The sequence below is a fragment of the Leucobacter edaphi genome (assembly GCF_016522535.1).
Classification (GTDB): domain Bacteria; phylum Actinomycetota; class Actinomycetes; order Actinomycetales; family Microbacteriaceae; genus Leucobacter; species Leucobacter edaphi.
In genome coordinates this window covers 87,367-100,734 of record NZ_JAEHOI010000006.1, presented here as the reverse complement: position 1 = coordinate 100,734, position 13,368 = coordinate 87,367, and the positions used below count along the sequence as shown (strand labels likewise).

12 protein-coding genes are annotated in these 13,368 nt (G+C 70.8%); 10 read left to right on the top strand and 2 right to left on the bottom strand.

What is annotated here, in order from left to right:
* The first annotated feature begins 10 nt into the window (after positions 1-10).
* The gene (ehuA, locus tag JD292_RS07455) at positions 11-796 is read left to right on the top strand and encodes an ectoine/hydroxyectoine ABC transporter ATP-binding protein EhuA (RefSeq protein WP_233613842.1); all 786 of its coding nucleotides are present in this window, start codon (positions 11-13) and stop codon (positions 794-796) included.
* Positions 797-874: 78 nt separating this feature from the next.
* Here ehuA and JD292_RS07450 read toward each other — a convergent pair whose 3' ends face one another.
* Positions 875-1,372 carry a DUF3830 family protein gene (locus JD292_RS07450; protein ID WP_200132113.1) on the bottom strand — a complete coding sequence of 166 codons (498 nt, stop codon included), beginning with the start codon at positions 1,370-1,372 and terminating at the stop codon, positions 875-877.
* 127 nt (positions 1,373-1,499) lie between these two features.
* Between JD292_RS07450 and JD292_RS07445 the strand changes: the two genes are divergently transcribed.
* From JD292_RS07445 to JD292_RS07430, 4 genes are read left to right on the top strand one after another with little or no spacing between them, the layout of a single operon-like run.
* Positions 1,500-2,234: a maleate cis-trans isomerase family protein gene (locus JD292_RS07445; protein WP_200132112.1), complete on the top strand. Its 735-nt coding sequence runs from the start codon at positions 1,500-1,502 to the stop codon at positions 2,232-2,234.
* 59 nt (positions 2,235-2,293) lie between these two features.
* Positions 2,294-3,685: an MFS transporter gene (locus JD292_RS07440; RefSeq protein WP_233613799.1), complete on the top strand. Its 1,392-nt coding sequence runs from the start codon at positions 2,294-2,296 to the stop codon at positions 3,683-3,685.
* A 57-nt stretch (positions 3,686-3,742) separates the two neighbouring features.
* Positions 3,743-5,494 (top strand): amidohydrolase, encoded by a 1,752-nt coding sequence (locus tag JD292_RS07435; protein ID WP_200132111.1) that lies wholly within the window; start codon positions 3,743-3,745, stop codon positions 5,492-5,494.
* Positions 5,491-6,270: an SDR family NAD(P)-dependent oxidoreductase gene (locus JD292_RS07430; protein ID WP_200132110.1), complete on the top strand. Its 780-nt coding sequence runs from the start codon at positions 5,491-5,493 to the stop codon at positions 6,268-6,270. Before JD292_RS07435 ends, JD292_RS07430 begins: the two co-directional genes overlap by 4 nt.
* Here the strand turns inward: JD292_RS07430 and JD292_RS07425 are convergent.
* Complete coding sequence (locus JD292_RS07425) at positions 6,255-7,223, bottom strand: LysR family transcriptional regulator (protein WP_200132109.1); 969 nt, start codon at positions 7,221-7,223, stop codon at positions 6,255-6,257. The two genes, JD292_RS07430 and JD292_RS07425, sit on opposite strands and share 16 nt — an antisense overlap.
* A 92-nt stretch (positions 7,224-7,315) precedes the next feature.
* Between JD292_RS07425 and JD292_RS07420 the strand changes: the two genes are divergently transcribed.
* From JD292_RS07420 to JD292_RS07400, 5 genes are all read left to right on the top strand, one after another.
* Entirely contained in the window at positions 7,316-8,497 is a 1,182-nt protein-coding gene (locus tag JD292_RS07420) for a M24 family metallopeptidase (RefSeq protein ID WP_200132108.1), read from the top strand.
* A complete protein-coding gene (locus tag JD292_RS07415) occupies positions 8,497-9,720 on the top strand; it encodes an aminotransferase-like domain-containing protein (protein WP_200132107.1) in 1,224 nt (407 codons plus the stop codon). The genes JD292_RS07420 and JD292_RS07415 overlap by 1 nt, the downstream gene beginning before the upstream one ends.
* Positions 9,717-10,916, top strand: a complete 1,200-nt coding sequence (locus JD292_RS07410; RefSeq protein WP_200132106.1) for a M20 family metallopeptidase — start codon at positions 9,717-9,719, stop codon at positions 10,914-10,916. The genes JD292_RS07415 and JD292_RS07410 overlap by 4 nt, the downstream gene beginning before the upstream one ends.
* 61 nt (positions 10,917-10,977) lie before the next feature.
* A complete protein-coding gene (locus tag JD292_RS07405; RefSeq protein ID WP_200132105.1) occupies positions 10,978-11,730 on the top strand; it encodes an SDR family NAD(P)-dependent oxidoreductase in 753 nt (250 codons plus the stop codon).
* 154 nt (positions 11,731-11,884) lie between these two features.
* Positions 11,885-13,366 carry an NAD-dependent succinate-semialdehyde dehydrogenase gene (locus tag JD292_RS07400; protein WP_200132104.1) on the top strand — a complete coding sequence of 494 codons (1,482 nt, stop codon included), beginning with the start codon at positions 11,885-11,887 and terminating at the stop codon, positions 13,364-13,366.
* Positions 13,367-13,368 lie beyond the last annotated feature (2 nt).

The window sequence follows — 13,368 nt, the reverse complement described above, 5'->3', positions numbered from 1 at the left end:
CCTGCACACCCTGAACAACCCCGATGACGACCTCGACGTCGCGATCTCCTTCGAGAACGTGAGCAAGACGTGGGGCGAGAACCGCGTGCTCCGCGGCCTCGACTTCGACGTCAAGCCGGGCGAGAAAGTGTCGATCATCGGGCCTTCCGGCTCGGGAAAGACCACGATTCTGCGCATCTTGATGACCCTCGAAACCCCGGATGTCGGTCTCGTCACCGTCGGCGGCGACGTGCTGTGGGACGTCCGGAAGGGCGATCGGGCGCGGGAGACGAAGCAGACGGCCCGCACCCGCCGCAAGATCGGGATGGTCTTCCAGCAGTTCAATCTGTTCCCGCACATGACGGTCCTGGAGAACGTGATCGAGGCGCCGATCCAGGTGCGGGGCATGTCGAAGGCGGACGCCGTCGCCCGCGCCACCGAGCTCCTCGAGCTCGTCGGCCTGAAGGACCACATGAAGCACATCCCGCCGCAGCTCTCCGGCGGCCAGCAGCAGCGCGTCGCGATCGCGCGGGCGCTCGCCATGCAGCCCGAGGTGATGCTGTTCGACGAGCCGACGAGTGCCCTCGACCCCGAGCTCATCGGGGAGGTGCAGAACGTGATCCGCCGGCTCGCGACGACGACGAACATGACGATGCTGATGGTCACGCACGAGATGCGCTTCGCGCGGGAGATCTCCGACCGCGTGGTGATGTTCGACCAGGGGCAGGTCGTCGAGCAGGGTCCGCCCGATCAGCTGTTCGGGAGCCCGCGCGAGGAGCGGACGCGGCGCTTCCTCGAGGCGGTGACGGGGCACTGACCCCGGAAAGCCGCAGGGGCCGCGGGATCAGGTGATCCCGCGGCCCCGTCGCGTTGCTGGGCGACGCGACGCTCGCGCCTACGCCCGCTCGTAGCGCAGGGTCTCGCCCGAGGCGCCGTTCATCCAGAGGTCCTGGCAGGCGTCGACGAACTCCTCGAAGCCGTCCTCGATCGTGGCGAACACGTTGCCGGGGATCCAGCCGCGATCGCCGTTGATCAGGAGGTTGTTGCGGCCGTAGAAGACCGCGAGGTCGACGATGCCCTCGCCGGTGTCGCCGCCCTCGCCAGCGCGGTAGCCGTAGCCCGGGGCGCCCAGCTCGGTCGCCGTGAAGCTGAAGTAGCACACGTCGCGGGGGATGGGCGTGATCGTGGTGTTCTCGGGGCCCGGTTCCGCGGGGGCGAAGGACGGCACGAGGTTGTAGATCTCGTTGCGGGCGTATTTGCCGTGGTACACCTGCCCCTCCTGGGGGAGGGCGTCCCAGACGGCTCCGGCGGTGCGCGGGGCCTCGTCGTCGAGGAGGCGCGCGCGGCAGCTGATTCCGCGCTGGACGAGGGTGATGGTGATGTATCGGCTCATGGCACTCCTTCGTGTGGGGTCGTCCGGTCAGCGTAGAACCGCGAGACAGAGATTGTCAACAATCCTAATGTTGGATTAGAGTGGCGAGGGCGGACGACGATGTCCGCGAGATCTGGAGGAACACGCAATGCCCACCATCGGATTCCTGTACCCCGGCTACGGGGCCGAGGACGACTACCCCTACTTGCAGTCGATCGTGCCGGGCGACGTGAGGCTCGCCCTCGTGCACACCTCCGTCGGAGTGGACGCGCACGAGGTGGACGCGCTGCTCGATCTCGGGAGGAGCGAGCGGTTGCTCGAGGGCGCCGAGGCGCTGCGCGCCGATGAACCGGACGCGATCATGTGGGCGTGCACGTCGGGGAGCTTCGTCTTCGGCCTCGAGGGCGCGCGACGACAGGCCGCGGAGGTGGGCGATGCCCTCGCGATCCCGGCCTCGTCGACCTCCCTCGCGTTCGTCGACGCGATCCAGCACCTCGGCGCGGAGCGCGTGGCCATCGCGGCGACCTACCCGGAGGACGTGTCGCGGCACTTCCGGAAGCTGCTCCAGGACGCGGGGATCACCGTCGTCTCGCTCGTCAGTCACGACATCGAGACGGCGGCACTCGCCGGCGAGCTCGACGACGACGGCGTGGTCGCCCTCGCCGAGAGCAACAACCCGGAGGAGGCGCAGATCGTGCTGCTGCCCGACACGGCGATGCACACCGCGAGGATCGTGAACCGGCTCGAGGAGGCGCTCGGGAAGCCCGTGCTCACCGCGAACCAGGTGACGCTGTGGCAGGGCCTGCGGCTGGCGGGGATCGCGCCGGTGATCCCCCAGCTCGGTGCCCTGTTCGCGAAGAACACCACAGCCGTTACACAGTGAGGCGATAGCCTCGAAACCGTAGTCCCCAAGTCAGCAACGCAGCTCAGGAGGAGATTCACATGACCCACACCGATATTCCGAGCGCCGGAGGAGGCGCGTCCGGATCGCACCACGAGGTCGACAAGTCCACGCTCCACAAGGCCATCGCCGCCTCGGCGATGGGCAACGCGGTGGAGTGGTTCGACTACGGCGTCTACGCCGTCGCAGCGACCTACATCACCATCAACTTCTTCCCGTCCGACACGGGAGCGGGAACGGTCTGGACGCTCGCGACCTTCGCGCTGTCCTTCCTCGTGCGCCCGCTCGGCGGCATGTTCTGGGGCCCCCTCGGCGACAAATTCGGCCGTAAGCGGGTGCTCGCCCTGACGATTATCCTGATGGCAGCGTCGACCTTCGCGATCGGGCTCTTGCCGACCCACGCGCAGTGGGGCATCGCGGCTCCCGCTCTGCTGATCCTGCTCCGCATGGTCCAGGGCTTCTCGACCGGCGGCGAATACGGCGGCGCGGCGACGTTCATGGCCGAGTACGCTCCCGACAAGAAGCGCGGCTTCTACGGCAGCTTCCTCGAGGCCGGCACGCTCGGCGGCTTCGCGCTCGGCTCGCTGATCGTGCTCGTCACGAGCCTCATCGTCGGCCACGACGCCATGGCCGAGTGGGGCTGGCGCATCCCGTTCCTCATCGCGGGCCCGCTCGGCCTGATCGGCCTGTACCTGCGGAGCAAGCTCGAGGACACCCCGGTGTTCCAGGAGCAGGAGGCGCAGCAGGCCGTGGAGGGCGCGGACGAGCACCGCGGCATCTGGCGGGAACTGTTCACGCACTACGCGAAGGCCATGCTCATCATGGCGGGCCTGGTGATCGCGCTGAACGTTGTCAACTACACGCTGCTCACGTACATGCCCACCTATCTCGAGCACACCGTGAACCTCGACCCGACCGTCGTGCTGATCGTCATGTTCGTCGGCCAGTTCGGCATGATGATCTGCGTGCCGTTCTTCGGCCGGCTCTCTGATCGGGTGCGCCGCAAGCCGATGTGGCTGTTCTCGCTCGCTGGCCTCTTCATCGGCGCGATCCCGCTCTACCTGCTCATGCGGCAGGGGCTCGTGGGCGCGATCATCGCGTTCATCGTGCTCGGCCTGCTGTACCTGCCGCAGCTCTCGACGATCTCGGCGACGTTCCCCGCGTTCTTCCCCACCCACGTGCGCTACGCGGGTTTCGCGATCACGTACAACGTCTCCACGGCCCTGTTCGGTGGAACGGCCCCGATGGTGAACGAGTTCGTGATCGAGAAGACCGGCTTCGTGCTCATGCCGGCCGTCTACATGATGGGCGCCTGCGTGATCGGTTTCATCGCCGCGCTCGCGATGAAGGACACCACGGGCGTTTCGATCCGGACCGCCCCCGTGAGCGTCGTGCCTGCGGGGCAGCGGATCCCGGCCCCCGGCGAGGCCTGATCGCGGGGCGCCGTCCGGGCCCTGAGACCGTCCGCACTGATTCGAGAGGGGGCGCGCGTGCGCGTCGACACGTTGGTCGAGAACGCCAGAGTTCTGACGCTCGCCGAGGGCAGCGAGGGCAGCGAGGGCAACGAGGGCCGCGCGAGCCGCGGGCGCCGCGAGGGAGCGGCGCCCGCCGCCCACGGCCTGGGCCGGCGCACAGCGGGATCCGAGCCGCCGAGCACGATCGCCCTGCTCGGCGGGCGGATCGTGGCGGTCGGCGAAGCGGACTGCGATGGCCTGGAACCGGATCGCCGCGTGGACGCTGGCGGCGCGACCGTGGCGCCCGGCTTCAACGACGCGCACGCCCACTCGGTGTGGTTCGGGCACACGCTCCTCGAGGCCGACCTCTCCGGGCTCGGCAACCTCGACGAGCTGTATCGTCGCCTTGAGCGCGCCGCCACCGGGCTCGGGCCCGAGGAATGGCTGGTCGCAGCGGGTTTCAACCAGATGGACCTCGGCGGGCGGTATCCCGACCCCGAGGCCCTGGACCGCGCGTCGGGCGGGCGGCCCGTCTGGATCAAGCACACGTCCGGCCACGCCTGCATCGTGAGCGCTGGCGCGATGCGGCTGCTCGGGATCGACGGAAGCGAGCGCTTCGACGGCGGTTCCGTGGTGGTCGACGCGTCGGGCCGGCCGACCGGGCTCCTGGAGGAGACCGCGATGGCGCTCGTGCAGGATCATCTGCTGCCCGCGCCGCAGGACCAGATCGTCGCGGCGCTCGCCGCAGCGACCGAGGCGTACGCGGCCGAGGGGCTCACGAGCGTGACCGACGCCGGGATCGGCGGCGGCTGGATCGGGCACAGCCCGCAGGAGTTCGCCGCCTACCAAACGGCGCTCGAGCGCGGCCTGCTGCGCACCCGCATGCAAGCGATGCTGGTGGGCGATGTGCTCCAGGAGGTGCCGCTCGGCGCCGCAGCGGATCGGGGCAGTTTTCAGGGCCTTCCCGGCGGGCTGCGCTCGGGGCTCGGCGACGAGCGGCTGCAGCTCGGGCCCGTGAAGATGTTCCTCGACGGCTCCATCCTCGGAAACACGGCGCGAATGTCGGGCGGATACGACAACTGCCCCGGCAATCACGGCTATTTCCAGGGCGATGTCGCCGAGATGCGGGAGCGCGCGATCGCGACCGGCCGGGCCGGCTGGGCGCTCGCGATGCACGCGGTCGGCGACGAGGCGGTCGAACTCGCGATCGAGATCCTGAGCGCGCTGAGAGCGCAGGGCATTCGGCCCCCGCTCCCGCACCGGATCGAGCACGGCGGGGTCGTCACCGACGGTCAGCTCGCGAGGCTCGCGGAGCTCGAAACCTCGATCGTGGCTCAGCCCTACTTCATGCGCGTGTACGGCGACGGCTTCCGGGACTACATCGGCGCCGAGCGCTCCGCGCAATCGTTCCGGCTCGCGAGCCTGCTCAGGGCGGGCCTGCCCGTCGCGGGCAGCTCGGATCGACCCGTGGCGGACGGGCGGCCGCTCGCGGTGATCCAATCGGCCGTGGAACGGGTGACGCCGAGCGGCGAGGTGTACGGGCCCGACGAGCGGCTCACGCCTCGGGAGGCGCTCCGGGCGTACACGGTCGGCTCAGCGGAGGTGACGGGCTGGGGCGGCAAGAAGGGCGCGATCGTCCCCGGTCAGCTCGCCGATCTGGTCTTCCTCGGTGATGATCCGTGCGCGGTGGATCCATCGCGGATCGCCGGCATCGAGGTGCTCGCAACCGTTCGGGGCGGCGAGGCGAGCTTCGACGGCGCGGGCATCTGGGCTGGAGCCGGGCGATGAGCGGGCGGCCCGAGTCGGGACCCGAGCCGTGCCCTGCAGCGCGGCCGCTGGGAACGGCGCTCGTGACGGGTGGCGCCTCGGGAATCGGGCTCGCGATCGCGCGCGGCCTCGTCGCGCGCGGCTTTGGCGTCGTGGTGACCGGGCGCACGGAACCGGACGCGGATCTTGGGCCCCACCTGGATTTCCTGCGCGTGGATCACGCGGACCCCCGCGCCGCGGACGCCGTCGCGGCGGCTACGGGCGCGCTCGAGCGCTTCGGCCCGCTCACGGCCCTCGTCAACAACGTCGGCCGTCGGCACAACGACGCGATCGCGGACCTCGATCGGGCATCGCTGCTCGAGACGCTCGCGCTGAACACCGTGTCGCCCATGCTGCTCACGAGCCGCCTCGCCCCGCGGCTCGGCGACGCGCGCGGAGCCGTCGTCAACGTGAGCTCGCGTCTCGCGGTCGTCGGGATGCCGGGGGTCGCGGGCTACGCGGCCTCGAAGGGCGCGATCAACGCCTTCACGGTCGCGGCCGCAGTCGAGCTCGCCCCGCTCGGGATCCGCGTGAACGCGGTCGCGCCGGGGATGACGAGGACACCGCTCATCGAGGCCTGGCTCGCCGAGCAGCCGGATCCGGCGGCCGCTGAGGCGCACGTGAGCGATCGCGTACCGCTCGGTCGCCTCGGCCGGCCGGAGGACGTCGCCGGCGCGGTGGTGTTTCTCGCGTCGCCCGAGTCCGCGTTCATCACGGGCGCGGTGCTGCCGGCCGACGGCGGCTACACGGTGTCGTGAGCCTCGATGCGCGCCGCGCCGCGCTGCGCATCGGCGGCTCCCGCGTCCGATCCGGGCCCGCCGAGCGCGGCGGCGAGAGCGTCGGTGATGGCCGCCCGGCAGGCGGCGATCCGGGGTCTCCGCTCGGTGCCGCGGCGCAGGATGAGGGCGTGCGTGCGTCGGAGCGGGCCGGGCAGATCGACCACCTCGCGGATCCGCGACGGCAGACCGTCGGCGACGATCGCGGGGAGGAACGCCGCGGCGACCCCCTGTTCGAGGAGGCTCCTGTGCACGTTCGGATCGGGGGAGACGAAGCGCACCCGCGGTTCGAATCCCGCGGCGCGGCACACCCCGCGAGCCCAGCGGAACGCGTCGCTCGGGGCGGGTTCCATGGCCCAGTCGATCGTCGCGGGATCGCTGGCACCCTCGGGGAGCAGGGCGCGGATCGGCTCGGTGCCGATCGGGATCCGCACGAGGCCGGGCACGGGGGCGAGCGGGTGACCGTCGTACTCGTCGATGACGGCGAGGTCGGCGCGGCGCGAGAGCACCTCGTCGAACGCCTCCTCCGGATCGGCCTGCACGAACTCGAGCTCGAGGCCCGGCGCGCTCGCGTGCAGCCGCGCGATCACGTCGCCGAGCAGGCCGGCGGCGAAGGTGTGGAACCCGGCGAGGCGGACGCTGCCGGCGCCAGCCGAGCGCTCCGCCGCCAGATCGGACTCCGCCTCCTCGAGGATCGCGAGCACGTCCTCGGCGCGACGGACGAGCCGTTCGGCCGCCGGGGTGAGTCCGACGCCTCGACCGCGCGGTTCGAGGAGCGCGACGCCCGCGTCGCGCTCGAGCCGCCGGAGCTGCTGCGACACGTTGGAGGGCGTCATCCGCAGCGCTCGTGCCGCGCTCGTGACTCCCCCGTGGACCGCGACCTCGCGGAGGAGGCTCAGTTTTGCAACGTCGAGCACGGCGCTCCCTTCGTTCACTCAAAGTGAATAATACCGTTCCCTTTTCGCATCTTCACCGAATTGTCGACAGTTCGTATGGTGGGGGGAGAAGCATTCCAAAGGAGGAAGACATGTCTGCAGGCGCGGTGTCCCCGGCCGAACTCGATGCGCGGCTCGAGCGGGTGCGCGGCCGGATGCGTGACGCGGAGCTCACGGGTCTCGTCGTCGCGGACCCGGCGAACATCTACTATCTGAGCGGGTACAACGCCTGGTCGTTCTACACGCCGCAGATCCTGTTCGTGCCGCTCGAGGGTGCCCCGGTGCTCGCGATGCGCGAGATGGACGCGCTCGGCGCGCACCGCACCGCGGTCCGCTACGCGGAGGACGTGCTCGGGTATCCCGAGCGCCTGGTGCATCGGCCGGACGATCACCCGATGGCCTGGGTCGCCGAGCAGCTGCGGGAGCGCGGCCACGCGACCCCTGGCCGCGTGGGCTTCGAGGGCGACGCGCACTTCTTCGCCGTTCGCTCCTTCCTCGCGCTCCGCGACGGGATCCCCGAGTGGGACCTCGTCGAGAGCCGCGAGCTCGTCAACTGGGTGCGGCTCGTGAAGTCCGACTGGGAGATCGCGCAGATGCGGCTCGCCGGCAGGGTCGCGAGCGGAGCGATGCGCGCGGCGATCGACGCGATCGAGGAGGGGCGGCCGCTCAACGAGCTCGCCGCCGAGGTGATGGCGGCGCAGGCGCGCGGCGTCGAGGGCGCCGACGGCGACTACCCCGCGATCGTGCCGATGTTCCTCTACGGCGACGGCGCCGATACGCCGCACCTCACCTGGACCGCCGAGAAATTCGCGGCGAATTCCGCGGCCTCGATCGAGCTCGCGGGCGCGCACCGCAGGTACCACGCGCCGCTCGCCCGCTCGGTTTCGCTCGGCGCGCCGAGCCGGGACCTCGACCGGCTCGCCGGTGCGACCGTCGAGGGCCTGAACGCCGCCCTCGCCGAGCTGCGCCCCGGCAACACCCCTGCCGACGTCACCGCGGCGTGGGACGCGGTGCTCGCGAGGTACGGCCTCGAGAAGAAGTCCCGGCTCGGATACTCGATCGGGATCGGCTACCCGCCGGACTGGGGCGAACGGACCGTGAGTATCCGCCGCGACGACACGACCGAGCTCCAGGAGAACATGACCTTCCACGTGATCGCGGGCATGTGGATGACGGGATACGGCTTCGAGGTGTCGGAGTCGATCCGCGTCGCCCCGGGCGGAGCCGACGTCCTGACCGATGCCCCACGCAAGCTGATCGTGAAGGAGTCCTGATGAGAAGCACCGGACAGCTCGAAATGCCGCGGTCGCGGCGTGAGCTCATCGGGTCGGTGATCGACTCGTCGACGGCGCTCCTCGCGGAGCAGCAGCACGACATCGTGCGCTTCGCAATGGGTGCCCCGAGCGAGGATCTCATGCCGCTCGCCGCGCTCGATGAGGCATTTGCCTCGACTCGCTCCGGACGCTTCGATTACGGCGAGTCGGAGGGCGAGCCCCGGCTGCGCGAGCAGATCCTCCGCCTCGCCGCCGAGGCCGGAGCGCCGACCCGCGACGAGCGGATCGTGGTGACCACGGGCGGCATGCAGGGCCTCGACCTCACGTTCAAGCTCTGCGTCGATCCCGGCGACCTCGTCATCGTCGAGGCGCCAACCTACTCCAACGGACACGCGACGGCGCTCAGCTACGGCGCCGAAGTGGTCGGGGCGCCCACCGACGAGAACGGTCTCGTCGTCGAGGTGCTGCCCGGGATCGTGGAGAGGGCGGGGCGTCCGCCGCGGGCGATCTACACGATCCCGAACTTCCAGAATCCGACGGGCGTGACCCTGAGCCGAGCGCGCAAGGAGCGGTTGCTCGAGCTCGCAGAGCGCTGGGGTGCCGTGATCATCGAGGATGATCCGTACGGCATGCTGCGCTTCGACGGCGACCCCGTTCCGAGCCTCGCCGAGATCGCCCCCGATCACCCGCTGCTGTTCCAGGTGCGCACCTTCTCGAAGACGGTCGCGCCGGGGCTCCGCACCGGCTGGATCGACGTCGACCCCGCAACCCGGGCCCGCGCGATCGCCGCCAAGCAGGCGATGGACACGTGCTCGAGCGTGCCCGTGCAGCACGCCGTTGCCCGCTTCCTGGAGCGCGGAGCCCTGGAACCCCACCTCGCGCGGCTGCAGCCGCTCTACCGGGAGCGGAAGCTCGCAATGCGCCACGAACTGGCGCGCGCCTTCGGCGATCGCGCGATCGCGACCGATCCCGACGGCGGTTTCTTCCTGTGGGTGACCTTCACGAACGATCTCGCGGGGATCGACACGGAGGAGCTGTTCCCCGCGGCGCTCGCCGAGGGAGTCGCCTACATCCCCGGCCCGGCGTTCACGGTCGACGGGTCGATGCGGAACGCGCTGCGGCTCTGCTTTGCCACCTCGTCTCCCGCGCGGATCGCCGAGGGGATCGGGCGTCTCGACCGCGCGATCGCCGGGGCGAACGGCGCGACGGGGGCCGCGCGATGACCGCCGCGGCGCGCGCCCTCGCGCTCATCGACGACGACCGGATCGTCGCCGACACCTGCGAGCTCATCGCGGGCTGGGGCGAGAACCCCGGCGGGACCGAGGCGGAGACGGTGCGCCGCCTCGTGGCGATCTGCGAGCGGATCGGCGCGCGCGTGCAGCTCCAGGAGATCGCGGCCGGACGGCCCAATCTGCTCGCGTCGATCGGCCCGGAGGACGGCCCCGCGGTGCTGTTCCTCGGCCACAGCGACGTCGTGCCCGCTGGCGAGGGGTGGACCGCGGACCCGTTCGTGCCGCGGATCGCCGACGGCATGATCATCGGCCGCGGCGCGACCGACATGAAGGGCGGGCTCGCCGCGGTGCTCGAGGCGATGGCCGCGGTGGCCGCGGTCGCGCCAGGGATCCGGCTCGAGCTCCTGTGCACCGTCGACGAGGAGGATCGCGCGCTCGGCGTGCAGACCTGGCTGGCGGAGCACGGACTGCGCCGGTACCTCGCCTGCATCGTCGCCGAACCGACGGATCTCGAGATCGTCATCGGGTGCCGCGGCGCCGCGAATCTCCACGTCGAGGTGCTCGGCGGTTCGGCGCACGCCGGACGCCCGGAGGACGGCGCGAGCTCGATCTACGGGGCGGCCGCGCTCGTCGACGTGGTGCGCGAGCTCCACGCCGAGGCCGGTGCGGGGGAGGGCGATCCGCTGCTCGGGAACCCGACCTGGAATGTGGGAACGATCGCGGGCGGCTCGGGTACGTCGATGGTGCCGAGGGTCACCGAGCTGACGATCGATCGCCGCACGATGCCCGGCGAGGATCCCGAGCTGATTCTGGCCGAGCTGCTCGCGCAGTCACGCGAGGCGATCGCCTCATCGGGCGCGGCCAATGCCCAGCGGATCGAGGTGCGCGGCGTCGTCGACATGGTGATGCCCGGCTTCCGCACCACGGAGGACGACCCGGTCGTTTCGGCCGCGGCGGACGCGCTCCGCTCGCTCGACCAGGACGTCCGGATCACGGGGTGGACCGCGGCCTGCGAGGGCGGCTTCGTCGCCCAGGCGAGCGGCACGCCGACCGTGATCCTCGGTCCCGGCGACATCACGGGCCAGGCGCACCAGCCGGACGAGCAGGTCCGGATCACCGACCTCGGCGTCGCGGCCCGCGCCTACGCCCTCATCGCGCTCGCCATCGCCGGGGGCGCGGAAGACTGATCGAGGGCCCGCCGCGACCCGGCGGGCAGCTGCGGCGGCGACGCCGCGAGAAAGGAACGACATGCAGCAGGAACGGGTGGCGCTCGTCACGGGTGCGACATCGGGGATCGGCGTGGAAATCGCCAGGCAGCTCGCCGAGCGGGGATTCCGCGTCGTGGTGAGCGGGAGGAGCGCTGAGCGCGGCCGCGAGGTCGAGGAGTCCCTCGGCGAGCGCGTGCGATTCGTGCGCGCCGAGCTCACCGCGGAGGGCGCAGCCTCGCGGCTCGTCGCCGACGCGGTCGCGGCGTTCGGCCGTCTCGACGTGCTCGTCAACAACGCGGCGATCGACCACACGGGGGACCTGCTCGAGGTGGGTGAGGACGAGATCCGCTCCACGTTCGAGACGAACACCTTCGCCGCGATGAATCTCCTCATCGCCGCGGCCAGGCGGATGCGCGATCAGGGCGACGGCGGGGCGATCATCAACATCACCTCGCGGCTCGCGAGCATCGGGGTGCCGACGATGGGGATCTACAGCGCCTCGAAGGGCGCCATGCTCGCGTTCACGCGGGCCGCCGCGATCGATCTCGCCCAGTATGGGATCCGGGTCAACGCGGTCGCGCCCGGCATGACGCGGACCCCGCTCTACCAGGAGTGGCTCGACGGACTGCCTGATCCGGAAGCCGAAGCGGAGCGAGTCGCCGCGGCGATCCCGATGGGCCGGATCGCGGAGCCCGCCGATGTCGCAGCGGTCGTGTCGTTCCTCGCCTCGCCGGAGGCCGCGTACCTCACGGGCACATCGATTCCGGTCGAGGGCGGATATCTGGCGAAGTAGCCGGGTCTCGATGGCCCGGGCGGACGCCGTCCGGGCCATCTTCTCGAAATGAAGGATTGTAGGACAAGGGAACAATGAGTTAGGCTGAGGCCAGCCGGCCGCACCGAAGCGAACCCGCCGTTCCCGCACCAAGGCACGAAGGTAAGGAAGATCCATGACCCTGCTCACCCCGTCAGCGGAGCGCATCGCGGCCTCCGACGCCGCGCTCAAGAGCCTGCCAGGACACGTGAACCACGAGCCGGGAGCCGACGAATTCGCCGTGCTCGACCCGGCGACCGAGGAGCGCATCGCGACCCTCCCCAACCGCGACGCCGCCTACGCGGTGGAACAGCTCGGCATCGCCGACGAAGCGGGGCGCGCCTGGGCCCGCACCACGCCCCGCCACCGCTCCGAGGTCCTCCACCTCGTCTACGACACCCTGATCGCCGAACGGGACCGCCTCGCCTTCGTGATCAGCCGCGAAATGGGCAAGACCCTCGCAGAGGCGAACGGCGAGGTGCAGTACGCGGCCGACTACGTGCGCTGGTACGCGGACGAGCTGCTCCGCCCGGCAGGCAACTACCGGGAGAACCCCGCAGGCGGATCGACGATCCTCACCAAGCGCTCGCCGATCGGCCTCGCCGTGCTCATCGCGCCCTGGAACTTCCCGATGGCGATGATCACACGCAAGATCGCGCCGGCGCTCGCCGCCGGCTGCGGCGCCGTGATCAAGCCCGCCAGCCTCACCCCGCTCACCACGATGCTGACGGTCAAGCTGATGGAGCGGGCCGGCGTGCCAGGGGAACTCATGCGCGTCGTCACCACCAAGGACTCGGGGGCGTTCAGCGAGGCCGTACTCGCTGATCCGCGGGTGCGGAAGCTGTCCTTCACGGGCTCCACCGGCGTCGGATCGACCCTCCTCGGACTCGCGGCGAAGAACGTGGTCAAGAGCTCGATGGAGCTCGGAGGCAACGCCCCGTTCATCGTCTTCGACGACGCGGACCTGGAGCGCGCCGTCGAGAACGCCGTGCAGGCGAAGCTGCGCAACGGCGGCCAGTCGTGCATCGCCGCGAACCGCTACTACGTGCAGGAGGGTATCGCCGACGCGTTCGTCGAGGGATTCACCGAGCGCATGGCGGCCGTCACCCTCGGCCACGGCATCGCCGAGGGCGCGGGGCTCGGCCCCGTGATCAACCGCGCCGCCGTCGAGAACTTCACCCGCCTCGTCGATCAGGCCGTCGAACTCGGCGCCGAACTCCGCACCGGAGGCAGCGCCCCCGAGGGCGCCGGCTACTTCTTCGAGGCGACCGTGCTCGACCGGGTGCCTGCTGTGGCCGACATCGCACGCACCGAGATCTTCGGCCCCATCGCCGCGATCAGCCGCTTCCGCACCCAGGAGGAGGTCCTCGCCGCGGCGAACGACACCCCGTTCGGGCTCGCCAGCTACGTCTGCACCGAAAACCTCGACCGAGCGCTCAACGTCGCGGACGCCCTCGAAGCCGGCCTCGTCGGGATCAACAACGGCGTCCCCTCGAACCCCGCCGCCCCGTTCGGTGGCCTGAAGCAGTCCGGGCTCGGCCGCGAGGGCAGCGGCGAAGGCCTCGAGGAATACCAGGAGATCCGCTTCTACAACATCTCGCGGCGAGAGACCGCCTGATC